This window comes from Amycolatopsis sp. NPDC043889, from assembly GCF_056435645.1.
In genome coordinates, this window is record NZ_JBWKEC010000020.1 from 26,400 (window position 1) to 47,799 (window position 21,400).

The 21,400-nt window shown below is 69.6% G+C and carries 23 protein-coding genes and 1 pseudogene; 12 read left to right on the forward strand and 12 right to left on the reverse strand.

Going from position 1 to position 21,400, the window contains the following annotated elements; genetic code table 11:
• Positions 1-46 precede the first annotated feature (46 nt).
• The gene (locus AC0685_RS29485; RefSeq protein ID WP_478228490.1) at positions 47-2,653 is read left to right on the forward strand and encodes a hypothetical protein; all 2,607 of its coding nucleotides are present in this window, start codon (positions 47-49) and stop codon (positions 2,651-2,653) included.
• Positions 2,654-2,700: 47 nt separating this feature from the next.
• Here the strand turns inward: AC0685_RS29485 and AC0685_RS29490 are convergent, their stop codons facing one another.
• The gene (locus AC0685_RS29490) at positions 2,701-3,720 is read right to left on the reverse strand and encodes a hypothetical protein (RefSeq protein ID WP_478228491.1); all 1,020 of its coding nucleotides are present in this window, start codon (positions 3,718-3,720) and stop codon (positions 2,701-2,703) included.
• A gap of 101 nt (positions 3,721-3,821) precedes the next feature.
• Between AC0685_RS29490 and AC0685_RS29495 the strand changes: the two genes are divergently transcribed.
• Together AC0685_RS29495 and AC0685_RS29500 are read left to right on the forward strand one after the other, a co-directional pair.
• Positions 3,822-4,466: a TetR/AcrR family transcriptional regulator gene (locus AC0685_RS29495; RefSeq protein WP_478228492.1), complete on the forward strand. Its 645-nt coding sequence runs from the start codon at positions 3,822-3,824 to the stop codon at positions 4,464-4,466.
• 4 nt (positions 4,467-4,470) lie between these two features.
• Positions 4,471-5,001, forward strand: a complete 531-nt coding sequence (locus AC0685_RS29500; RefSeq protein WP_478228493.1) for a hypothetical protein — start codon at positions 4,471-4,473, stop codon at positions 4,999-5,001.
• Here the strand turns inward: AC0685_RS29500 and AC0685_RS29505 are convergent.
• From AC0685_RS29505 to AC0685_RS29530, 6 genes are all read right to left on the reverse strand, one after another.
• Positions 4,977-5,831 (reverse strand): NAD(P)H-binding protein, encoded by an 855-nt coding sequence (locus tag AC0685_RS29505; RefSeq protein WP_478228494.1) that lies wholly within the window; start codon positions 5,829-5,831, stop codon positions 4,977-4,979. The two genes, AC0685_RS29500 and AC0685_RS29505, sit on opposite strands and share 25 nt — an antisense overlap.
• A gap of 30 nt (positions 5,832-5,861) precedes the next feature.
• Positions 5,862-7,028 carry an NAD(P)/FAD-dependent oxidoreductase gene (locus tag AC0685_RS29510; RefSeq protein WP_478228495.1) on the reverse strand — a complete coding sequence of 389 codons (1,167 nt, stop codon included), beginning with the start codon at positions 7,026-7,028 and terminating at the stop codon, positions 5,862-5,864.
• Between the two features lie 82 nt (positions 7,029-7,110).
• Positions 7,111-8,055, reverse strand: a complete 945-nt coding sequence (locus AC0685_RS29515; RefSeq protein WP_478228496.1) for an RNA polymerase sigma-70 factor — start codon at positions 8,053-8,055, stop codon at positions 7,111-7,113.
• Between the two features lie 27 nt (positions 8,056-8,082).
• Positions 8,083-9,141, reverse strand: a complete 1,059-nt coding sequence (locus AC0685_RS29520) for a carotenoid oxygenase family protein (RefSeq protein ID WP_478228497.1) — start codon at positions 9,139-9,141, stop codon at positions 8,083-8,085.
• A gap of 17 nt (positions 9,142-9,158) precedes the next feature.
• Positions 9,159-10,424 (reverse strand): carboxylesterase/lipase family protein, encoded by a 1,266-nt coding sequence (locus AC0685_RS29525; protein WP_478228498.1) that lies wholly within the window; start codon positions 10,422-10,424, stop codon positions 9,159-9,161.
• Positions 10,425-10,434: 10 nt separating this feature from the next.
• Positions 10,435-11,340: an MBL fold metallo-hydrolase gene (locus AC0685_RS29530; protein ID WP_478228499.1), complete on the reverse strand. Its 906-nt coding sequence runs from the start codon at positions 11,338-11,340 to the stop codon at positions 10,435-10,437.
• A gap of 102 nt (positions 11,341-11,442) precedes the next feature.
• Here AC0685_RS29530 and AC0685_RS29535 point away from each other — a divergent pair.
• Positions 11,443-12,261, forward strand: a pseudogene (locus tag AC0685_RS29535) (helix-turn-helix domain-containing protein); the annotation flags it as partial.
• A 24-nt stretch (positions 12,262-12,285) separates the two neighbouring features.
• Here AC0685_RS29535 and AC0685_RS29540 read toward each other — a convergent pair.
• Positions 12,286-12,657 carry a VOC family protein gene (locus tag AC0685_RS29540; protein WP_340683549.1) on the reverse strand — a complete coding sequence of 124 codons (372 nt, stop codon included), beginning with the start codon at positions 12,655-12,657 and terminating at the stop codon, positions 12,286-12,288.
• Between the two features lie 53 nt (positions 12,658-12,710).
• Between AC0685_RS29540 and AC0685_RS29545 the strand changes: the two genes are divergently transcribed.
• Entirely contained in the window at positions 12,711-13,160 is a 450-nt protein-coding gene (locus AC0685_RS29545) for a MarR family winged helix-turn-helix transcriptional regulator (protein WP_478228500.1), read from the forward strand.
• Between the two features lies 1 nt (position 13,161).
• Here the strand turns inward: AC0685_RS29545 and AC0685_RS29550 are convergent, their stop codons facing one another.
• Positions 13,162-13,596, reverse strand: a complete 435-nt coding sequence (locus tag AC0685_RS29550; protein WP_478228501.1) for a hypothetical protein — start codon at positions 13,594-13,596, stop codon at positions 13,162-13,164.
• 128 nt (positions 13,597-13,724) lie between these two features.
• On the opposite strand from AC0685_RS29550, the gene AC0685_RS29555 reads away from it, so the two are divergent.
• Together AC0685_RS29555 and lexA are read left to right on the forward strand one after the other, a co-directional pair.
• Complete coding sequence (locus AC0685_RS29555; protein ID WP_478228502.1) at positions 13,725-14,186, forward strand: nuclear transport factor 2 family protein; 462 nt, start codon at positions 13,725-13,727, stop codon at positions 14,184-14,186.
• Entirely contained in the window at positions 14,164-14,820 is a 657-nt protein-coding gene (gene lexA, locus AC0685_RS29560; protein WP_340683553.1) for a transcriptional repressor LexA, read from the forward strand. The genes AC0685_RS29555 and lexA overlap by 23 nt, the downstream gene beginning before the upstream one ends.
• Positions 14,821-14,842: 22 nt before the next feature.
• On the opposite strand, the gene AC0685_RS29565 is transcribed toward lexA, so the two are convergent.
• A complete protein-coding gene (locus AC0685_RS29565; RefSeq protein WP_478228503.1) occupies positions 14,843-15,190 on the reverse strand; it encodes a DoxX family protein in 348 nt (115 codons plus the stop codon).
• Positions 15,191-15,274: 84 nt separating this feature from the next.
• On the opposite strand from AC0685_RS29565, the gene AC0685_RS29570 reads away from it, so the two are divergent.
• The 5 genes from AC0685_RS29570 to AC0685_RS29590 all read left to right on the forward strand — a co-directional run bounded on the left by AC0685_RS29570 (position 15,275) and on the right by AC0685_RS29590 (position 18,772).
• Positions 15,275-15,694 carry an alpha/beta fold hydrolase gene (locus AC0685_RS29570; RefSeq protein ID WP_478228504.1) on the forward strand — a complete coding sequence of 140 codons (420 nt, stop codon included), beginning with the start codon at positions 15,275-15,277 and terminating at the stop codon, positions 15,692-15,694.
• Positions 15,695-15,755: 61 nt separating this feature from the next.
• A complete protein-coding gene (locus AC0685_RS29575; RefSeq protein ID WP_478228505.1) occupies positions 15,756-16,364 on the forward strand; it encodes a TetR/AcrR family transcriptional regulator in 609 nt (202 codons plus the stop codon).
• A 1-nt stretch (position 16,365) separates the two neighbouring features.
• Positions 16,366-17,022, forward strand: coding sequence for an enoyl-CoA hydratase-related protein (locus tag AC0685_RS29580; RefSeq protein ID WP_219149199.1), 657 nt, complete (start codon positions 16,366-16,368; stop codon positions 17,020-17,022).
• 5 nt (positions 17,023-17,027) lie between these two features.
• Positions 17,028-17,975, forward strand: coding sequence for a sigma-70 family RNA polymerase sigma factor (locus AC0685_RS29585; protein WP_478228506.1), 948 nt, complete (start codon positions 17,028-17,030; stop codon positions 17,973-17,975).
• A gap of 2 nt (positions 17,976-17,977) precedes the next feature.
• Complete coding sequence (locus AC0685_RS29590) at positions 17,978-18,772, forward strand: alpha/beta hydrolase (RefSeq protein ID WP_478228507.1); 795 nt, start codon at positions 17,978-17,980, stop codon at positions 18,770-18,772.
• 5 nt (positions 18,773-18,777) lie between these two features.
• Here the strand turns inward: AC0685_RS29590 and AC0685_RS29595 are convergent, their stop codons facing one another.
• Together AC0685_RS29595 and AC0685_RS29600 are read right to left on the reverse strand one after the other, a co-directional pair.
• Positions 18,778-19,764, reverse strand: coding sequence for an acyl-CoA desaturase (locus AC0685_RS29595; protein ID WP_478228508.1), 987 nt, complete (start codon positions 19,762-19,764; stop codon positions 18,778-18,780).
• 460 nt (positions 19,765-20,224) lie between these two features.
• Positions 20,225-21,076: a nitroreductase/quinone reductase family protein gene (locus AC0685_RS29600; protein WP_478228509.1), complete on the reverse strand. Its 852-nt coding sequence runs from the start codon at positions 21,074-21,076 to the stop codon at positions 20,225-20,227.
• Between the last annotated feature and the right edge of the window lie 324 nt (positions 21,077-21,400).

Here is a 21,400-nt window from a genome sequence, read left to right on the forward strand (position 1 = left end):
CCCCTTGAGGCGTGTACGTCGTGCATGCCACAAGGGGAGGGCCAGCATGACCTTACGAAGATCACTGACGTTGTCCGCTGTCGCGCTCGCCATCGCGCTCACCGTCACCGATGGCGGGATGGCGGCAGCGGCGACCACTGATCAACAGCGTTCAGAGGTGACGCTGTCCGCGACGTCCTGGGGTTACGTCGACTCGGCGACACCGACCACCGCCTACTTCAAGCCATCCGGCAACCTGCCGATCGGCACCGGGGACAGCACACCGCACCTTCAACGCTCCTACGTGAATTTCGACCTGCGCTCGTTGCGGGGTGTGCCGTTCACGACGGTGCTGCTGTCGGCAGGCGAGACGCACTACGTCGGCTGTGACGGCCGCGCCACCGAGGTGTGGCGGACCTCCGCCTACACCAAGCAATCGACCTGGCAGAGCCGCCCGGCGGAGCGGACACGGGTGGCGTCCAGGGGTGCCGATGGCACCTGCATCGACAACGACGCCACGTTCGACGTCACCACCGCGGTGCGGGACGCGATCGAACACAAGGTCCGTCACCTCACACTGGGCTTCCGCGTCGCCGAAGCCCACGAGGCGGACCCGGCGTTCTATCGGATGATCAAGGCCCCGGCGACGCTGCGGGTGGTCGACAACGCTCCGCCCGCGACGCCGACCGACCTGCGCACCAATGACGAACCCTGTGCCAAGGACGGCGCCGGCGCGCTGGTGAGCGACCAGGCGAAGCTGAGCGCACAGATATCCGACCCGGACGGCGACCCCACGTACGGGCGGTTCACGTGGTGGCCGGTGGCGGACCCGGCGCAACGGCACACGGGTACCGGGTCGGGCAATCCCGCCGCGGCGTACCCGGACACCTCGGGCCTCGCCGACGGTACCTACGCGTGGGAGGTGTACGCACAGGACAGCTGGGGGGCGAAGTCGTCCACGACTGCCCCGTGCCGGTTCACCGTCGACCGCACGGATCCGAACGCGCCTGCCGTCGTCTCCGCGACGTACCCGGCAGGCGCCGAGGGCGGCGGGGTCGGTGTGGCGGGCGAGTTCACCTTCTCCCCCAACGGTTCCACCGACGTCGTGCGGTACGACTACAACTTCGGCGCGGGGACTCGGGAGATCGCCGCGGGCCCCGATGGCACGGGCACGGTCAGCTTCACGCCGACGGCCAACGGCTGGCAGTCGGTGGTCGTGCGGGCGTGGGACCGGGCTGGCAACCTCTCGCTCAGCACCTACTACTCGTTCATCGTCAAGGAGACGCGGCCGACGGTCACGTCCGACCGCTACCCGCCGCAGGGCGGCCCGGACGGCGGCATCGGCGTGCCGGGCGTGTTCCGGTTCGCGCCGGGGATGCCGAACGTCGTGGCGTACGGCTACCGGCTGGACGACGGCGCGTCCGCCACGGTCACGGCGGGCCAGGACGGCGTCGCCGAGGTGACGATCACGCCGGCCACCGGTGGTGATCACGTGCTGTTCGTGCGCAGCACCGACACGTCGGGCGTGAAGTCGCCGGAACGGGAGTACCGATTCCTCGTCGACGCGTCACCGGTGGTGAGCGGGCCCGAAAACGTCGACCTGGGCACGTCGGTCACGTACACGGCGAAACCGAGAATGCCGCACGTCGTCGAGTACGACTACTGGTTCGCGAGTGCCGAGAGTACGAAGTGGACGGTCAAGGCGAACGCCGACGGAACCGCCGCGCTGCCGGTCGAATTCGCCTCGGCCGACCAGAACCTGCTGCGGGTCCAGGCCCGCGACGCGTCCGGCGAGCTGTCCCCGGTGACGGAGAAACGGTTGTGGCTCAACACCTGGCGACCCACGATCGGCTACGTGGGCGACATCGGGACGGAGGGCAGAGCCGTCACGTTCACGTTCACCACCCCGATGCCGAACGCCGTGGAGTTCGAGTACTGGCCGGCGGCGGACCCGGCGACCAGGTGGACCGTGCCGGTCAGCGGGAACACCGCGACGGTGAGCTACACCCCGCCGAGGATCGGCGACTACGAGATGCTGGTGCGCGCGAGGAACACGGCGGGCGTGTGGTCCTCGACGGGCAACATCACGTGGACGGTGACGAACGATCCGACGGTGACCTCGAAGGAGTTCCAGGCGAACGGGCGGGTGTTCCCCGGCAGCTTCACGTTCGAAGCCCGCCAGCCGGGCGCGGTGGCGTTCGAATACTCGTTCAACTGGGGTCCGTTCCAGCGGACGGCCGCCGAGAACGGGCGCGCCGTGCTGGCGTGGACTCCCCCGCTGCCACCGGCCGGCTCGGCCGGCCACAACCTGCGGGTGCGTACGGTGACCGCCGACAACGTCTCCTCGCAGGAGAAAACGTACTACTTCAACATATTGAGCGCGCCGTACGTGTCGTCGAAGGAATACCCGGAAAGCACATGGTCGGGCGGTGCCGGTGTGCCGGGGACGTTCACCTTCACGCCGGGTATGCCGGGCATCGTCTCGTACACCTACTCCGTCCGGAACGACCGGGGTGCCGTGACCGAGGAGATCACCGTACCGGCGGACGGTTCGGGTGCGGGGACGATGACGTGGACCCCACCGGACCGAGGTATCTACTCGGTCCACGTGCGGGGCAACACGGCCGACGGCACCAAGTCGGGTGGCATCGGCTACTCGGTGTACGTCAGATAACCGCGTGACCGGCGGCCCCGTTCCCCCAGGGAGCGGGGCCGCCGTGTTCAGCCGCGGTAGTAGTCGGCGAGGGCCGCGAACGCGGCCTTGGGTTCCCACGGCATGCCCGGATAGGTTTCGCCGTCGCGGTCTTCGAGGACTTTGACGATGCCGAGACTGGCCAGATCCAGGTCACGGCGAGGGTCGTCGGGACGGTGCGGGTAGTTGGAGAGCGCGAAAAGGTAGACGAAGGCGCCGTCGACACCTTCGGCGTCGAAGATCTCCAGCAGCTCGCGCAGGTACTTGGCCTGCCCGGCCTCGTCGCGGTCGTACTCCCCGTTCAGCCGGACCGGGCGGCCGATCTCGTCGTGCTCGACGATCTCCATACTGCGCGGCGCCAGGTCGCCCGCGCCGCGCCAGGTGGCCGTGCCGAAGCCGGTGATCGCGAGCGGTTTTCCTTGCGCCACAAGGGCGCGCACCCCTTCCTGGAACCGGTCGGCCACCTCCGCGGACCGGATGAGTTCGACCGACATGATGTCGAAGAGGGTCCAGTCGACCCGCTCGAACGGGATGCAGGCGTAAGTGATCTTCCCGTGAAAGCGCTCACGGACCGTTGCCACGACCTCCTCGAGGAAGTCGTTGAGGCGCGCACTCGCCTCGGCGACTCGCTCACCCAGGCTCTCCGGCATGCTGAACAGTCGTTCGAGCCGCTCGGCGATGTCGTCACCGGGCAGGAATCCGTGGTCCATGAGGCTCAGCTCGACGCCGGTGACGAACACGACTTCGGCTCCAGTCCGCCGGACCCGCTCCGCCCGCCGCGCGCTGTCGGTGAACAACGCCAGCATCTCCTGGGCCGTCAGCTCCAGCGGGTAGGGCGAGAACCAGACCTCCAGCCCGAGCTCGGCGGCGAGGTGAGCGGCCTGTTCCAGCCGTTCCGGATCGCCGCCGACGAGATGCACGGCGTTGCAGTGCAGGTCGTCACGGATGATGGCCAGCTCCCGTTTCACCAGGTCGAGATCGAAGTTCTCGCGGGAGTTCTCGCCGCCCCGGACAAAGCCGGTGTCGTAGGCGATGCCTTTGGCACGCATGGGTTCGGTCCTCTCGTGTCGGGCTGTGGTGCCCGAGGCTAGGCAGAAACTTGCGCGCGCGCAAGTTTGCGTTCGCGCAAGTATGCTGGGATACTCGGCCGGTGACGACACGGCGGACCGGATTGCGCGATCAGAAGAAGCAGGCCACCCGAAAGACCTTGCGCGAGGCGGCGCTGCGGCTGGCCCTGGAGCGTGGTCCCGAGAACGTGCGCGTCGACGACATCGCCGAAGCCGCCGGAGTCTCGCCCCGGACCTACAACAACTACTTCTCCAGCCGCGAGCACGCCATCGTCGCCGCCGTCACCGCCGATCGGGAAGCGCGGATCGCGGCGGCGGTGGTGGCCCGGCCCGCCGAAGTCGGCCTCGCCGACGCCGTGATCGAAGCGATCGTCGAGCAGTACACCGACCCGGGCGAACACCATCGCGACGCGCTGCTGCTGATCACCACCCGTCCAGCACTGCGCGACGCCTTCGCCGACACCACCAGCGCGCTCGAACTCCCCCTCGCCGACGCGATCGCCCAACGCCAGGGCGACATTCCGCCGCACATCGCCCTTGTGCTCGCGGCGAGCGTGACCGCCGCGGTGCGCATCGCGCTCCAGCGATGGCTCCAGCCGAGCGCCGCGTCTCTCACGGCCGGCGGGCTCGTCGTACCGTCCGGCTCACTGCCCGACCTGCTCCGCACCGCACTCGCACCACTCGCGCCCGCACTCGACGCCGCCGAAGCCCGTCGCGACATAAGGTGACCGCGTGTACTCACCGATTCCGGTCCTGAACGAGCTGAAGGACCTTTACGACTCGACGCGCGACTACCTCGCCGACGGTTTCGAGCTGCACGACTACGACGACAAAAGCCGCTTCCCCCAGGAGCTGGACGACCCCGAGTTCCTCTCGCGGGTGGTCCCCTTCGCCCAGGCGAACGGGAGCGGCTCGACGTACGCGATCTGGCGAGCCGATGACGAGACGGACCTCGCCCGGTCGCCTGTCGTCGTCTTCGGCGACGAGGGTGGTGAGCACGTCGTCGCCCGCGAGTTCACGGATCTCCTGCGGCTGCTGGGTTTCGACGCCGAGATCATGGTCGACCACGATTCGGCCTACTACTACCGCGAGGAAGACGACGACCACAGCGGCTCGCACGAGCTGTTCGTCGAGTGGCTCCGGGAGCGCGGCTTGACGCCGGCCGAGGATCCGGACGGCGTCGTGGCCGCTGCTCAGGAGGCCCACGGGGAACGGTTCGGGGCCTGGATCACGCCGTTCTACGAAAAGATCGGCTGGGCCTGAAAAGCCGCCGCGTTGTCGCGCGCCCAGCCGTCGAACGTGAGCGCCGGACGGCCGAGGAGTGCTTCCACCGTGGTGGTCGTCGGTCCGGGACGCTCGCTGTAGTCGGCCAGGGAGCCGAGCAGGCGGGCGGGGACTTCCTCGGGGAGTCCCTGCGCGAGCATGCCCTGCCGTACCTGCTCGGGTGGAAGCTCCTGGAAGGACAGTGGCCGATCGATGGCCGCACCGATGAGCCGCACCTTCTCGTGCTGGTCCACCGATCCCGGGCCGGTCAGCGTGTACACCGACTCCGCCGGGAGATCGCCGCGAAGTGCTCGCGCGGCCACTGCGGCGATGTCGGTTTCGTGGATCGGGGACGTGGCGGCCCGGCCGTACGCGCCGCGCACCACGTCGCCCGCCTTGATCTGCGGTGCCCAAGCCAGCGCGTTGGCGGCGAAATCCGCCAGGCGCAGCACCGTCCACTCCAGACCTGAACGCGTGACGAGGTCTTCGGCGTACTGGAACTGTGCGGCGAAACGGGCTTCCCCGGCCGGGTACTCCACGGTGGTGGCCGACAGCAGCACCACACGCCGTACACCTCGCTCGGCCGCGAGCTTCAGCAGCTCTTCGAGGCCGGGACCGGTGGCACGCGGGCTGATCTGGACCGCTTCAAAACCTTCCAGGGCCGTCTCGATCCAGCCAGGGCGAAACAGGTCCCCGGCAACGACTTCCACGTCGCCGGGAAGCCCGGACCCGTCGCCGCGCGTGACCGCGGCGACGCCGATTCCTCGGTTCAGCAACACATTCATCACCTGACGTCCTACGACGCCGTTCGCTCCGGTGATCAGGATCATGATCGTTCCCTTGTTCGGCGGGGCGGGGTGTCACACGCTGACGGGTGCTGGGGCCGGGACGATCCGGCGGCGGCGCACGGGAAGCATCGACGTCGGATGCGAGATGCTCCAGGCCGCGGCCTTGCAGATGATCTCCTTGAGGCGTGCGGCCGTCTTGCCGGTGAGCGCCGAGTCCTTGGGCCGGTCGTCCGGGGTCACCCACTGCACGACGGCGTCGCGGCGGCCGAGGCTGACGCACTGGCCGGTGTACCCGATCTTGTTCTCGGGGAGCGAGCCTCCGGTCAGAACGGCGACGATGGCGTCGGCCGCGCGGTAAGCCGTGGGAACTCCCGAGGCGCAGGACATGCGCAGTGGCATGCCGTTCACGCCCGGCGCGAGCGCGGCGTCGCCGACGGCGTAGACGTCCGCGTGCGAGACCGACCGCAGCGTGTCGTCCACGACGATCTGTCCCGTCGCGGAGACGTCCAGGGTCGTGGCGGCGGCGATGGGATGGACGGCGAAACCGGCCGTCCAAACGGTCACCTGGGCGGGAATCTCGCGGCCGGCCGCGGTCATCGCCCCGTCCGGCCCGACACGTGTGATGTCGGTGTCCTCGTACAAGGTGATGCCGAGCCTCTCGAAGGTCCCGCGCAGATGACGCTGGGCCTTCTCGCTCATCCAGGCGCCCAGGCCGCCGCGGACCGCGAAGGAGACTTCGAGATCCGGCCGCGCTTCCGCGATCTCCGTGACGGCTTCGATGCCGGTCAGTCCACCGCCGACGACGAGCACGGTCCCGCCCGCCGCCAGGGCGGCGAGACGGTCACGCAGCCGCAGCGCGGAACCCTTGCCGTCGATGTGGTGAGCGTGTTCCGCGACGCCGGGAACGCCGCGGTCCGCGGCCGCGCTGCCGAGCGCGTAGACGAGCGTGTCGTAGGCGATTTCGCCGTCGTCGAGGGCGACGGTCTTGCGTTCGGTGTCGACCGTGGTGACCCGCGCCGTCCGCACCCGCACGCCCGTGCCCGCGAAGACGTCGGTCAGCAGGCGGGGTTTCAGGTCCTGGCCGGTCGCGAGCTGGTGCATGCGGACCCGCTCGACGAACTCGGGATCGGCGTTGACGAGGGTGATCTCGGTGTCGGCGGGGTGCAGCCGCTTGGCAAGGCGCCCGGCGGCGTTGGCTCCGGCGTATCCGGCTCCGAGAACGACGATTCGGTGCTTCATGGTCTCACTCCTGTCCGGTCGGTGTTCGCTTCCTGAACCGGACGGCGACACGAAACCTGACAGCGGCGGACTGTGATCCGGGTCACCAAGCGACGGTGAGCGGTTCCCCGTGCTCGGAGGTGCCCCACTGGCTCGCCGCGCGGTCGAGTTTCGCGGGGTTCACCTGGGCGTGGACCGCTGTGATGCCGTCGGTGGTGACCTCCAAGGAGACGACGCCGACGAGCCTGCCCTCCACCGTCAGCACCAGCGCGGGCACGCCGTTGGCGACGGTGGAGAACAGCTCGGGCTTGCCGCCGATCAACGACCACTTGGCCGCGCTCGGCTTGAAGAGGCCGCGCAGGAACCTCGCCACCCGGACCGCGCCGGTGATCGGCCGCGGCAGCGAGAAGAGCACACCGCCACCGTCGCCCACGCTGATCGCGTCGTCGGCCAGCATCCGCACCAGCGCGTCGGTCCGGCCGCTGAGCGCCGCGGCGAGGAACTCCTCGACGATCTTGCGGGCCGCGGCCGTGTCGACCTCCACCCGGCGCCGGTCGGCGGCCAGATGCTGCTTGGCCCGCCGGTAGATCTGCTGGCAGTTCGACTCGGTGACGTCGAGGACCTCGGCGATCTCGGCGTGGGAGTACCCGAACGCCTCGCGCAGCACGTACACGACGCGCTCCTTGGCCGAGAGCCGCTCCATCAGCGTGAGCATCGCGATGGAGACCGATTCACGCTGCTCGACGGTGTCGGACGGGCCGAGCATCCGGTCCCCCGCGAAAACCGGCTCGGGGAGCCATTGGCCCACATAGGTTTCCCGCCGGGCCCGCGCCGAGGTGAGCCGGTTGAGGCAGAGGTTGGTGAGCACCTTCGTCAGCCATGCCTCCGGCGTCTCGACGTACTTGCGATCGGCGGACTGCCAGCGCAGGAAAGTGTCCTGCACCGCGTCCTCCGCGTCGCTCGCCGACCCCAGCAGGCGATACGCGATCGCCTCCAGCCGGCCACGGGCCCCTTCGAACACCTCGACCTCGCGCGCACCGGTCAGCATCGCTCCAGATTAGCCATCACACCGGAGTCAGGCGGCGGGAATCCAGCTGCCGTGCAGTCCCAGCGGGACACGGGCGGGCAGGTGGACCCTCGCCAGGGGTTCGCCGGTGAAGTCCTGCGACGCCAGGATCACCAGATCCGCCGCACCCCGGTCGCGGTCGTGGACGTAGACCAGGTTGTAGCCGTCGTCCTCCGCGGCCGCGCGGGCCGACGGGACGAACACGGTCTCCCCCGCGTTCGCGTCACGGCCGAACTCGTGGGCTTCGGTGACGCCGGTCAGGATGTCGTGTTTGAGGAGAGCGCTGCTGAAGCCTTCGTCGGGGCGGTCCGGTTCGGTGGCGCTCGGCGTGGCGTACAGCTCGGCCGCCGCCGAATAGCCATAGCGGTAAGGCTTTCCGCCGAACCGGCCGTTGAGGCGAGGGAAGTCCTGCGGGCGGCCGTGCAGCAGTGTGCGCGTGGCCCGGTCGGCCGTGAGGTCCGCCGTCCAGCGTTCGAGCACGGGTTTCGAGGCGCCGACGTCGGCGAAGTCGATCGGCCGGGGATGCACGACCACGTCCACCACCACGGTTCCGTTGTCCTCGAAGGCGTTCAGGGTGTGACCGACCATGACGGGCGCGGTCTCGAACCACCGCACCGTCCCGCCCGCTCTCGGCAGCAGCCCCAGCCGTGACGGCAGTTCCCGGTTCCAGTGGAACGGCACGCCCGTCGCCAGACGTTCGGCCTCGAAGACCATCGGGGACTCGTAGAACACCACGTAGTGCTCGGTGAGCGCGAAGTCGTGCATGTACGGCAGCGTCGGCGCCTTGATGTCAGTGACGCTCCGGTTGCGCCCGTCGGGGCCGATCACGATGTGCTGCACGAAATCCGCGCCGTACCGGAAGGCCAGCGAATGCAGCTCGCCGGTCGCGTGGTCGTACTTGCTGTGCGCGTTGGCGGAGAAACCCTGTTCCGTCGCACCGAGGGCGGCGGGCCCGACGGTGTCGAGTTCGTCGGTCAGCTCGTACGGGGCCAGGCCTCCTTCGATGAGCGCGTAGAGGCGGCCGCCGTGTCCCGGGCCGCTGGCAGGCGGCGCACACGACGCTGGCACCGGGCTGGCAGGCGCTGTCAGCCGAAGAATTCGACGGTGTCTCCGGACCAGCCGGGGTCGCCGGTCCTCGCGAAGGCGACCCACGCGCCGTGCATCCTGGCCGCGAGACCTTCCGGGGCGGGATCGGGCCCGAGCAGGCCCGTCTCCCCGTGCAGCCACGGCTCGCCGGCGACGTCGAAGACGAACGGCAACTCGACGGTGTGGGCGGCGCCGAGCCGTCCGTTCAACGCCGTCGAGCGATGGCCGAACGAGTACCGGTGGGTGTGGCCGTCCGAGATCCGCGCGTGTGCCGTTGCCAGCCGCTCGGTACCGGCGCCGAACAGTGTCCGCCCGAGATCTGTTCGGCCGTAAAGGTTTCCTTCCTCGGTGTTGGTGCCGATGAGCAGCGCGACGTCGCCGTCGAGAGGACCGTCGGCGGGCTGGACCGGCGACACCAGGCTGAACGGGCTCAGCCCGGCCAGCGGATCCTCGGCGGTTTCGGTCCGCAGATCGAGACCGGCCAGCGCGGGCAGGATCTCCACGAACCGCTCGTCCGGGATCTCGCCGAACGCTCGCGCGGTGGGCTCGGTTCTCAGCGCGGAAGCGGCCGCCGCGGTGACCCTGGCGGCCTGTTCCGGTGTGAAGGCGCCGGTTCCGCTGCCGCTCTGGACGATCGCCCGGCGGAACGTTCCTTTGGCCTCCGGCGTCGCGAGCAGCGCGCCGGTGAGCGTCGCCCCCGCGGATTGCCCGAAGACGGTGACGTTGTCCGGATCGCCCCCGAACACCGCGACCGTGTCCCGCACCCAGCCGAGCGCGGCGAGCACGTCGAGCAGCCCCCGGTTGGGTGGGGCACCCTCCAGATCGAGGAAACCGGGGACGCCGAGGCGGTAGTTCACCGTCACCAGGACGACGCCGTCACGCGCGAACGCCCGTCCGTCGTACAGTTCGGCGCGGGCCGAACCGGTGACGAAACCGCCGCCGTGCACGAACACCATGACCGGACGACGGCCGTCGTCCGCGGCGGGTGTCCGGACGTCGACGGTGAGGTACTCGTCACCGCGCACCCAGCCGGGTCCGAAATACGGGGTCATGTCGAGCCCGCCGAAGTCGCGCACCGGCTGAGGTGCCGTCGGCCCGGGCCGCGTGCCGTCGCGGACACCGGACCAGCCCGGGTGCGGCGTCGGCGGGAGAAGGCGGCCGGGCCCGATCGGCGCCGCCGCGTACGGGATGGCGCGGTAGAGCTCACCGGAGGAGTCGCGTTGGCCGCGCACGACACCGGATGGGGTTTCTGCTTGCACGTACACGAAAAACTCCTCAGGAGAGGGCGGAGAACCCGGCCCACCGCGCGATCGCGAACTTCGATCCTCGGCGCTCGACGCGCACGGCGCCCTGAGCGCCGAAATGCGCCGGGAAGACGAGAGCGTTGTCGTCGGTGGCCTGGCCGAGCAGTTTGTGCCGGGTGGCCCGGGAGCCGGCCGGGTCTTCGCAATAGGGCGAATTGGTGTCCGGCTCCACGATCTGCAGCGCGGTGTGCACGAGGTCACCCACGAACAACGCCCGCTCCCCGCCCGATTCCAGGGTGAGCACGGACGAGCCGGGGGTGTGGCCGGGCGCGAGATCCAGCCGCAGATTCCGGTCGACGCGGTGCGTGCCGTCCCACAGATGGGTCAGCCCCGCCTCGTGCACCGGCGCGACACTGTCCTCGAAGACGTTCTGGTTTCCGCGGCCCAGCACGGAATCGTGTGCTTCGGCCGGATTCCAGAAGTCGAAATCGGGCCGCGGCATCAGATACGTGGCGTTCGGGAAGGTCGGCACCCAGGTGCGGCCGTCGAGCCGCGTGTTCCAGCCGACGTGGTCGATGTGCAGATGGGTGTTGACCACGACGTCGACATCCTCGGGCCGCACACCGGCGGCCGCGAGGTTGTCGAGGTAGGCGGTGTCGAGGCGGTTCCACACCGCCGCGTACGGCCGGTCCTTGTGGTTGCCGACCCCGGTGTCGACGAGGATCGTGCGTCCTTCGCTGCGGATCAGCCACGACTGCAGCGCCGCACGGCACTCGTTCGTCTCGGGGTTCCAGAAATCGGGCGCCAGCCAGTCGCGGTGTTCGTCCCACGCGCCGCCTGGGCTGTCCGGCATGAACTCGGCCGGCGTCATGCCGAGCGAACCGTAGAACTCCTTGACCCGGGTGACCGTGACGTCTCCGATGATGATCTCGTCCATGCCACCGAGCCTGGCGGCCCGTGCGCGCCCGGACCACGCCCCGCTTTTCCTCCCACTGGGAGGGTGTGGCTGAGTGTGGCCACGCCACGGATACTCGGGTTCATGGACGGACCTGGCCCGCTCGGCGACTTCCTGCAGGCGCGACGGGCTCGGCTGCGCCCGGAAGACGTCGGCCTGCGCGATTTCGGGGCACGCCGCCGGGTGGCCGGGCTGCGGCGCGAGGAACTGGCCCAGCTCGCGGGAGTCAGCGTCTCCTACTACGCGCGGCTGGAGCAGGGCATGTCGCGCGGCGCCTCGGCCGAGGTGCTCGACGCCATCGCTCGCGCGCTCCGGCTCGACGGCCACGAACGCGAACACCTCGAAAGGCTCGCCACCGCCGCCCGCCGCACCCCGCGGGCACGCCGTCCACGGCCCGAAACGCTCCACGACGAGACACGGGATCTCCTGGGTACCGTCGACGCTCCCGCCCTGGTGCTCGGCCGCCGCTCGGACGTCCTGGCGTGGAACGCCCTCGGCCACGCCCTGCTGGGCGGGCATCTGGACTTCCACGCCCCGGACGACCCGGCGCGACGGCCGAACATGAGCCGGATGCTGTTCCTGGACCCGCACTGCCGGGACCTGTACACCGACTGGAAGCGGAAGGTCCGCGCGGTGGTCGGCAGCCTGCGGATCGCGGTCGGCAGGCATCCCGAAGACCCGCTGCTCGCGGAACTGATCGGCGAACTGACGATGAAGAGTCCCGAGTTCGTCGCGCTCTGGAGCGACCATCGCGTGCGGCCCTGTGACGCCGAGAGCTACGAACTACGGCATCCGGTCGTCGGCGCGGTCACGGTGACCCAGCAGACCCTGTCGATCGCCCGTTCACCGGATCAGTTGCTGATCGTGTGCACCACCCCCGCCGGCTCGTCCGACGCGCAGGCCCTCACGCTGCTCCGGCAGGCGGGCTCAGGCCTTGTCGTGCACGGTGATCGCGTAGCCGTCCGGGTCCGCGAAGGCGAACGTGCGGCCGAACGGCCCGTCGAACGGCTCCGTGAGGATGGTGACGCCGGCGTCGGCCAGCCGGTCGTGCAGGCCTTGCGCGTCGTCGGCGTGCAGCCACATCGCCACCCCTGATCCCGGCCGCGGGGAGATGGCGTCGAGATCCGTGCCCGGCACGGGTTCCCGCACCGCGAACGGGATCGTCTTCGTGCCGAACACCACCGCGTGCGGCGGTGCGACGGGCAGCCTGCTCAGCCCGAGGTGGGTCTCGTAGAACGCGGCGGCACGGTCGAGGTCGCGCACCTGCAGTGAGAAGAAATCGGGTCCGGTCACGGTCATGTCGTCCTCCATGTCAGTGTGTTGACATAGCCAACGTATGTCATGATGCTGACATGAGTCAAGGTGAGCAGGTCGGGCCTCTGGACCAAGCGGTGGGGTACATGCTGAAACGAGCGGCGACGGCGCTCCGGACGGCGATGGACACCGCGTTGCGCCCCCTCGACCTGACCGTGCCGCAGTACTCCTGCCTCGAAGTGCTCTCGCAGCGGCCGGGGCTGTCCAACGCGGAACTGGCCAGGGCCGTGTTCGTCACCCGGCAGTCGATGAACCTGGTCCTGCGCGGATTGCAGGACCGCGGGCTCATCACCCGCCCGACGACGGCGCCTCAGGGCCGCGCCCTGCCCAGCACGCTCACCCCCGCCGGACGCGAACGGCTCCGCGCCGCCAGCGGCGTCGTGCGCACGGTCCAAGACCGGATGCTCACGCCGTTTTCGGCGGACGAGCGGGACCGGCTGCTCCACGACCTCGCCGCCTGCGCCGACGCGCTCGCGTCCGAGGAATGACTCAAGACCTCTTGCTCACCAGCGTTTCCGGTTTGAACGCGTACACGTCGGTGCCTTGGACCAGCACGTGCCATTCACCGCAGACCTTGTCGGTCCGGCTTTCCTGTCCCTGCGGCCACCACTGGGCGGCGAGGGTGGCAGGCTGTGTCGCGGCCGCCCCCGGCACGCAGACGGCGGGCAGAGTCCCACCGGTGAACCTCAGGAGCCGCTCCGAACCCGTGGTCCGGATGACTTCGGTGACCGACGTCGCCCCGTCCGGCACCCACTCCGGCAGGCGGGCGTCCTCGTTCCGCTTGCCCTCCGCGCCGGTCGCGTAGCCGACCGTCTTGACGTGCCCGTTCGCCTTTTCGGTCAGCCCTTCCTTGAGACCGCATCCGGACAGGGCGACCGTGGCCGTCGCGGCGGCGAGGACCGCCGCGGTGATCTTCGTGTTCATACGATCGAGTCAACCTCGCGGAACCGTCCGCGGGATCGGACTTTCGGCTCGCCCGCGCCGCCATCCGGCCGATCTCCACGACGGATAACCGCCAGCGATCGGCGACGCGGCGCACCACAGTGGTCGTCGTGACAACGACAACAGACGCCCTGTCCGTACTCAAGGGCATGTACGCGGCGGAAGCCGAGTACCTCACCGCGGGCGGCCCCGGCGAGGCCGCCTTCGCGCCGCTCGCCCCGTTCTTCTCCCCCGCAGTGGTGCTGCACCAGGCGGATTCCCTGCCCTACGGCGGAATCTGGCGCGGCCATGAGGGAATGGAGCGGTTCTTCGCCGCGATGAGCGACACCTGGGACGTCTTCGACATGGTGGAGCAGAGCTTCCTGAGCGAGACCAGCCCGCTGGTCGTCCTGACCCACGTGCACGCCCGTGCCAGGGCCACCGGCCGCGAGCTGGGCTTCCCGATCCTGCAGACGATCACCGTCGAGGACGGGCGCATCACCGAGGTGCGGCCGTTCTACTGGGACACCGCGGCGATCGCGGCGGCCTGCACGAACTACCATTCCGCTGATGACCGCCTACCAAGATCTTGAGCTGTTCGAGGAAGCCGCTTCCCTGCCGGAACGGCAACAGAAGATCCTGCTGACCATCCGCGAATGGGTGATGGAGTACGGATACTCGCCGAGCACACGCGAGATCGGTGAAGCGGTCGGGCTCCGCTCGACGTCCTCGGTGTCGAAGCACCTCGCGGCCTTGGAGGAGAAGGGCTTCCTCCGCCGCAGCAGCTCGATCTCCCGCCCCATCGACGTCCGCGCCTTCCTGCACGGCACCACGTCGAAAGCGTCCACAGAGGACTCCGTGCCGGTGCCCGTCGTCGGTGACATCGCCGCGGGAACGCCGATCTCGGCCGTCGAGCACGTCGACGACGTGATGACCCTGCCGCGTGAACTCACCGGGCGCGGCAACGTCTTCGGGCTGCGGGTGCGCGGTGACTCGATGATCGACGCGGCGATCTGCGACGGCGACATCGTCGTGGTGAAGCAGCAGCAGGAGGCGCACTCCGGCCAGATCGTCGCCGCGATGATCGACGAAGAGGCCACGGTCAAGGTCTACCGCCGCCGCGACGGCCACGTGTACCTCGAACCGCGCAACCCCGCCTACGACGTCATCGACGGGGACCGCGCGAGCGTGCTCGGCGTCGTGGTGTCGGTCCTGCGCAGCGTCTGACACTTTCCGGGCGGCGGCGTGCTCAAGCGACGAATCCGAGCACCAACGAGGCTGCGACGGGCGCCAGGTACATCAGCGGGAACGCGGCGTGCGACGGCCAGTGCGCGCGGAGCACGGTGATCACGGCGCCGGTGAAGTAGAGCACCAGGCCGATCCCGGCCGCGACGCCGAGCACGGGCACCCACAGGCCGGCGATCAGGCCGAGCGCGCCCGCCGCCTTGGCGACGCCGAGCGGCGTCCACCAGCCGCGGGGAACGCCGTAGTCGGCCAGCGGCTGTACGACCCACTTGGCGCGGAAGAAGATCGAGGCGGCCGAGAAGGCGGCCATGATGGCTCCGACGACGGTGACGATGACATAGGCGGTGGTCATTTCGGTTTCTCCTCGGGTTCTCGATGGTTCGCCGGGTTGACCCCCGCCGCTCGCCGGATGTGACAACCTGGCGACGGAGGCGCCGTGACCCATGTCACATCCCGGGACGGCACACCGATCGCCTGCGAACGGGCAGGCTCCGGGCCCGCCGTCATCCTGGTCGGCGGCGGCCTCGACGACGGCTCCGAGAACGCTCCACTCGTCCCGGAACTGGCCGGGCGGTTCACCGTGCTCGACTACGCGAGGCAAGGGCGAGGCGAAAGCGGCGACACCCCGCCGTACTCGGTGCACCGGGAGTTCGAAGACCTCGACGCGCTCATCACGGCCGCCGGCGGCTCCGCGTCGGTGTTCGGGGCGTCGTCCGGCGGCGCGCTCGTCCTCGAAGCGGCCGCGGACGCCGTCGCCGCCGCGCTCCCGGACGCGACAAGGCGGATCGTGGCGGGGCAGAGCCACGTCGCCGATCCGAAGGTGTTCGCGAAGGTATTGGCGGACTTCTTCGCCTGACGCGTTTTGGAGCAATCGCTCTCTTATTGTTTTAGAGCAAGTGCTCTGTTACTGTCGCCCCATGCCCCGGCCCCGCGTGCACGACCTGGACAGGCTGCTCGACGCGGCCGAACGCCTCGTCGTCGAGACGGGCGCCCACGGCGTCACCGTCCGGTCCCTCGCGGCCGCCGCGGGAGTGTCCAACGGCACGATCTACCACGCCTTCGGCTCACTCGGCGCCTTGCTGGCCCGCGTCTGGCTCCGTGCGGCGGGCGAGTTCCTCGACCTCCAGACCGAGCTGGCGGATCAAGCGGAAGACCCGGTCGAGGCGGTCACGGCCGCGGCGGGCACACCGGCCGCGTTCGCCGACCGCAGGCCGGAGGCGGCCCGCCTGCTCATCACCGTCAAGAAGGAAGACGTACTCGGCCCGCAGGTCCCCGACGACCTCGCGGGCGAACTCCTCGCACTCGACAAACGCCTGATCGCGCTCCTGGTCCGGCTCGCCGAGCGGCTCTGGGACCGGCGGGACGCGCAGGCCGTCGAGGTGCTGACCACCTGCGTGGTCGATCTGCCGACAGCCCTGTTCCGCCGCGCGTTCGCCGCGGGCGAGCCGATCTCCGAAGACTCCCGCACCCGGCTCACCGCCGCGGTCCGCGCCATACTCCTGCTCCCACCCCCGCGAAAGGACTGACATGCCCACCCTGCGCCAAGACGCCCCGGTGTTCCTGCTGGACCTCGGAGACGACGAGAACCGCTTCTCGCCCTCCTGGCTGGAAACCGTCCATTCCCAGCTGGACACCGTCGTCGCCTATCCGGATCCGGCCGTGCTGGTCACCGTCGGCTCCGGGAAGTTCTACTCGAACGGCCTCGACCTCGAATGGCTCACCAGCAACCCCGCACAGGCCGCGCAGTACGTCGCCGACGTCCACGAACTGCTGGCCCGCGTGCTCACCCTCGGCGTGCACACGGTCGCCGCGATCAACGGGCACGCGTTCGGCGCCGGGGCCATGCTGGCGATGGCGCACGACTTCCGGGTGATGCGCGCCGACCGCGGGTACTTCTGCTTCCCCGAAGCGGATATCAACATCCCGTTCACGCCGGGGATGGCGGCGCTGATCCAGGGCAAGCTCACTCCCGCCGCCGCGATCGCGTCGATGACCACGGGGCGGCGGTTCGGCGGGACGGACGCGCGTGATCTGGGGCTCGTCGACGCCGTCGCCGAGAAGCCCGCGCTGCTGGAGTACGCGACCGACCTCGTCCGCCCGCTGGCAGGCAAGGATCGCGGCACGCTGTCCGCGATCAAGACGACGATGTTCAGCCCTGCCGTCACCGCGCTTCGCGCCAAGTAGCCGTCGTGCGCACCGACGACGCGGCGTTCGATCGCCTGGTCGAGCCGTTGCGCCGCGAGCTGCACGCCCACTGCTACCGCCTGCTCGGCTCGGCCCACGACGCCGACGACGCGCTGCAGGACGCGCTCCTGCGAGCTTGGCGGGGGATGGACCGGTTCGAGGGCCGCAGCTCGATGCGCACCTGGCTCTACACCATCGTCACCCGCACCTGCCTGGACATCGCGGCCGCCCGCGGCAACCGGGCCTTGCCGATGGACCTGGGCCCGTCGAGCGAGCGAGTCGTGTTCGAAGACGCCCCGGCGACCGAGGTGGCGTGGCTCGGCCCGTACCCCGACGCGCCGGACGCCAGGTACGAGCGGCGCGAGGCCGTCGAGCTGGCCTTCGTCGCCGCGCTGCAGCACCTGCCTGGCAACCAGCGGGCCGCGCTGGTGCTCTTCGACGTGCTCGGTTTCTCCGCCGCCGAAATCGCGTCCACAATGGACACTTCGGTCGCGGCGGTGAACAGCGCGCTGCAACGCGCGCGGGCGATCGTGGCCGAGAAGGTCCCGGCGCCCGAGGGGCAGCGGAAGCTCGAAGACACCCGGACACGCGAGATCGCGGCGGACTTCGCGTCCGCGCTGGAACGTGGCGACGCCGACGCGCTCGTGGCGTTGCTGACCAAGGACGTCACCTGGTCCATGCCCCCGCTCATGCGCTGGTACAGCGGCATCGAGGCCGTGACCGGCTTCGCCGTCGCGGTCCCGCTGGGCCGGTGCCCGAGCTGGCGCACCGAGGTCCTCACCGCCAACGGGCAGCCCGCCGTCGCCTGCTACCTGGGCGAATCGGCCGACGCCGTCCATCGCGCCTGGTCCATCAACGTGCTTTCCCTGCGCGAAGACCGGATCCGCGAGATCACCTCGTTCCTCGACGCGGACCTGTTCGCGCGGTTCGGCCTTCCCCCGGCGAAGGCCTGAGCATGCGCAAGAGGGTGTTGATCACGCTGGCGGTGGCCGTCACCATCGTCGGTGTGGTCTTCGGTGGCGCGTTCGCCTTCCAGCGCAAGCTGATCTACCTCCCCGAGGCAGGTCCGCTCGCCGGTGCCGCCGACGTCCTGCCCGGCGGCAGGGACGTCACGCTCACCACCGCCGACGGGCTGGGCCTGGCGAGCTGGTACTTCCCGGTCACCGGCGCGAAGGCGGCCGTGCTGGTCGCGCCGGGCAACGCCGGGAACCGGTCGTACCGCGTGCCGATGGCCCGCGCGCTGACCGCGCGCGGGCTCTCGGTGCTGCTCTTGGACTATCGCGGATACGGAGGCAATCCCGGAGAGCCGTCCGAGGACGGCCTCGCGCTGGACGTCCGTGCCGCGCAGGACTTCCTGGTACGCGAGGCCGGGACGCCGCTGATCTACTTCGGCGAGAGCCTCGGCTCCGCGGTCGTCACCGAACTGGCCGTCGAGCGGCCGCCGTCCGCACTCGTGTTGCGTTCGCCGTTCGCCGACCTCGCGTCGGTCGGACAGCGGCACTATCCGTTCCTGCCGGTCCGCTGGCTCCTGCGGGACGAGTTCCCGACGAGGGACAACGTCGCGCGGGTGAAGGCACCGGTGACCGTCGTGTACGGCGCCGCGGACTCGATCGTCCCGGCCGAGCAGAGCCGCGCCGTGGCGCGGGCGGCCGGCGCCGAGGTGATCGAGGTCCCCGGCGCCGATCACAACGATCCGGCGTTGTCCGACGGACCGGAACTGATCGGCGCCATCGCGGGCGCGGTTCGCTGACGGGCTCAGACCCGGCTTGCGCTCCGGCCCAGTGACAGGGAGTGGCCTGGGTTGAGCTTGCGGCCGAGGCGATCGGCCTTGGGCCAGCGGACGTCCGTCGCCCAGCCCGCCTTCTCGAACAGCCAGATCAGCCGCGCCGAGATGTCGAGCTGGCCACGGCGGACGCCGTGCCGGGCGCCGGTGGGGTCGGCGTGGTGGGAGTTGTGCCAGGACTCGCCCATCGAGGCGATCGCGAGCGGCCAGAAGTTCGCGGATTTGTCGCGGGCGGCGAACGGGCGGTCGCCGATCATGTGACAGAGCGAGTTCACCGACCAGGTGACGTGATGCAGCAGCGCCACGCGGACCAGGCTCGCCCAGAAGAAGGCGGTGACCGCGCCCCACCACGACATCGTGATCACGCCGCCGAGGACGGCGGGCGCGAGCAGCGTGACGACGGTGAGCAGCGGGAACAGGCGATCGATCCGGGCGATGTCACGGTCGGCGAGCAGATCGGGGGCGAACCGTTGCGCGTTGGTCTTCTCGCGCTCGAAAAGCCACCCCATGTGGGCGTGCCAGAAGCCGCGGGCCAGCGCGGCAGGGGTGGTGCCGAACCGCCACGGGGAGTGGGGGTCGCCCTCGCGGTCGGCGAAGGCGTGATGGCGCCGATGGTCGGCGACCCAGCCGATGACCGGGCCCTGCATGGCCATGCTGCCGGCGACCGCGAGGGCGATCCGCAGGCCGCGGTTGGCCTTGAAGGCGCCGTGGGTGAAGTAGCGGTGGAAACCGATGGTCACGCCGAGACCGGTGAGGAAGTAGAACCCGGCGGCCAGGCCGAGGTCCACCCAGCCGAGGCCCCAGCCCCACGCGAAGGGGACGGAGGCGGCGAGCGCCAGCAGGGGCACCACCGCGAACAGCTTGACGAGAAAGTTTTCGGTGGTGGTCTGCTCCCCGGACAGCAGGGGCTGTGGCGCCTGCCGTTCTTCGCTGTCCGGGTGTCTTAGAACTGAAGTCATATCGTCGCTTCTTGTCGATGGCCAGGACTGGTATCGGCGGTGTCAGCCGATGTCACGGCGCGACGCACGGAACGCGAAGCCCGCGACGAATTCTGCGCGAGCGTGCTTGGACAACACGACACCCAAAACGTTGGTCTGCTCCGGTCAACGAACGGCGTCGGCCGAAGGTTCCGGTGCGGGATAAGAGGGTTCGCGAAAAAGATCCCGGTATCGCTCACCTTGAGGGGTCGCGGGATCGTGACGCTCGACCTGGGTGTCGAGCGGGTGGCTGAACAGCGCACTGTCGGTGCTGTGAGTTTTGACGGTGAAACCCTTTCGAAGGGACCGCGGATTCGCGGTCTTCGGCGAGGCCGGGGGCGAATTCCACCCGCCTCGTGCCGGATCGGCGTCGCGCTGTGAAGGCGCCGCCATCCGCCACGATACACGCCCCGGGGCCGGAACCCCAGGGCGTCCGCATCGATCAGCCGGGTGCCGTCACGTTGAGCGCCGCCACGAGCGTCCGCTCTTCGTGGGCGAAATGTGCTTCGAGCGTCCCCGCGAGCGCGTCGAACTCCTCGCGCAAGCGAACGGGGTCACTCTCACCGTGGACGTACCCCTCGACGAGCTTCCGGATCCGCTTCTGCAGGTCCGCGACGGCGACATGGTCCTCCCCGAGCTCGGTCAACACCGGCGCGAGCGCCGGGAACCGTTGCGCCAGCATGGGAAACGCTCCCATGTCCTCGCCGGTATGATGTTTGGTCAACGCCTCGCAGAACGAAACACAGTGCGCCCGCAGGGACTTCTCCATGAAGAGCGCGTCCGCGCGCCCGGCCACGATGTCGTCCACCCCGGCGCGCAGCGTCTTGAGCTCCTCCCGCAGCCAGTCGTGGACCTCCACCAGGAAGTCCCCCAACCCCCGCACCCGGTCGTCGATCCGGTACAGGATCACGACCGGCAGCACGCGCGTCGTTTTCGCCTGGTACTCGGCGAAACCCGGCTCCACGGCGACGATCTTCGCGAACAGCGCGTCACCCTCCGCCGCGGGCGGAACTGCCGCGACGGCCTCGTAGGTCTCGGTCCCCGTCTCGATCGTGACCCGATGGTCACGCCGGATGTTGTGATACCAGCCCGGATGCGCCGGCGCCCCCATGTTCGAAGCGACGACGACGATCTTGCCGTCGATTTCGAGATATCCCAGCGGATTCGTCCGCCGCTCACCACTCTTGGCACCGATGGTGGTGAGCAGGATCATCTGCCACCCCTCGAACATGCCGCCGAGCTTTCCCTTGCTCCGCCTGAATTCTTCGATCACCTGGTCGTTGAAGCCGGTCAATGCGATCCTTTCCCGTCGATGTGTCGACAGGAGGGCGCGGAACCGCCACCGGAAGAGCGCACACAAGCCTGGACGCACCCGATTTTCGGGCGCATCGCATGGAGGCGTCATCCCACGACGCGGGGATGACTGAAAACGAGAGACGGTGTGTGCCGATCTCTGGTGGCCGAGTAGCCGCTACCTCCATGCGTAGGCCCATACGGGGCTCGACGACGACGTTAGCACGGGACCGGGCCGATGCGCACCTACCTTGCCTCTTTCGCTTAACCGAAAAGACACTCGGCGAGCTAAGCCTCTTCGCACCGTTAAGGCGCTTCGCTGCTT

Coding starts and splice junctions, on each gene's coding strand:
- AC0685_RS29545 (WP_478228500.1), top strand. CDS start 12,711: ATGAGTCAAGGTGAGCAGGTCGGGCCTCTGGACCAAGCGGTGGGGTAC.
- AC0685_RS29595 (WP_478228508.1), bottom strand. CDS start 19,764: ATGACTTCAGTTCTAAGACACCCGGACAGCGAAGAACGGCAGGCGCCA.
- AC0685_RS29485 (WP_478228490.1), top strand. CDS start 47: ATGACCTTACGAAGATCACTGACGTTGTCCGCTGTCGCGCTCGCCATC.
- AC0685_RS29510 (WP_478228495.1), bottom strand. CDS start 7,028: ATGAAGCACCGAATCGTCGTTCTCGGAGCCGGATACGCCGGAGCCAAC.
- AC0685_RS29515 (WP_478228496.1), bottom strand. CDS start 8,055: ATGCTGACCGGTGCGCGCGAGGTCGAGGTGTTCGAAGGGGCCCGTGGC.
- AC0685_RS29530 (WP_478228499.1), bottom strand. CDS start 11,340: ATGGACGAGATCATCATCGGAGACGTCACGGTCACCCGGGTCAAGGAG.
- AC0685_RS29565 (WP_478228503.1), bottom strand. CDS start 15,190: ATGACCACCGCCTATGTCATCGTCACCGTCGTCGGAGCCATCATGGCC.
- lexA (WP_340683553.1), top strand. CDS start 14,164: ATGACCGCCTACCAAGATCTTGAGCTGTTCGAGGAAGCCGCTTCCCTG.
- AC0685_RS29580 (WP_219149199.1), top strand. CDS start 16,366: ATGCCCACCCTGCGCCAAGACGCCCCGGTGTTCCTGCTGGACCTCGGA.
- AC0685_RS29490 (WP_478228491.1), bottom strand. CDS start 3,720: ATGCGTGCCAAAGGCATCGCCTACGACACCGGCTTTGTCCGGGGCGGC.
- AC0685_RS29540 (WP_340683549.1), bottom strand. CDS start 12,657: ATGACCGTGACCGGACCCGATTTCTTCTCACTGCAGGTGCGCGACCTC.
- AC0685_RS29550 (WP_478228501.1), bottom strand. CDS start 13,596: ATGAACACGAAGATCACCGCGGCGGTCCTCGCCGCCGCGACGGCCACG.
- AC0685_RS29590 (WP_478228507.1), top strand. CDS start 17,978: ATGCGCAAGAGGGTGTTGATCACGCTGGCGGTGGCCGTCACCATCGTC.
- AC0685_RS29505 (WP_478228494.1), bottom strand. CDS start 5,831: ATGATCCTGATCACCGGAGCGAACGGCGTCGTAGGACGTCAGGTGATG.
- AC0685_RS29575 (WP_478228505.1), top strand. CDS start 15,756: ATGCCCCGGCCCCGCGTGCACGACCTGGACAGGCTGCTCGACGCGGCC.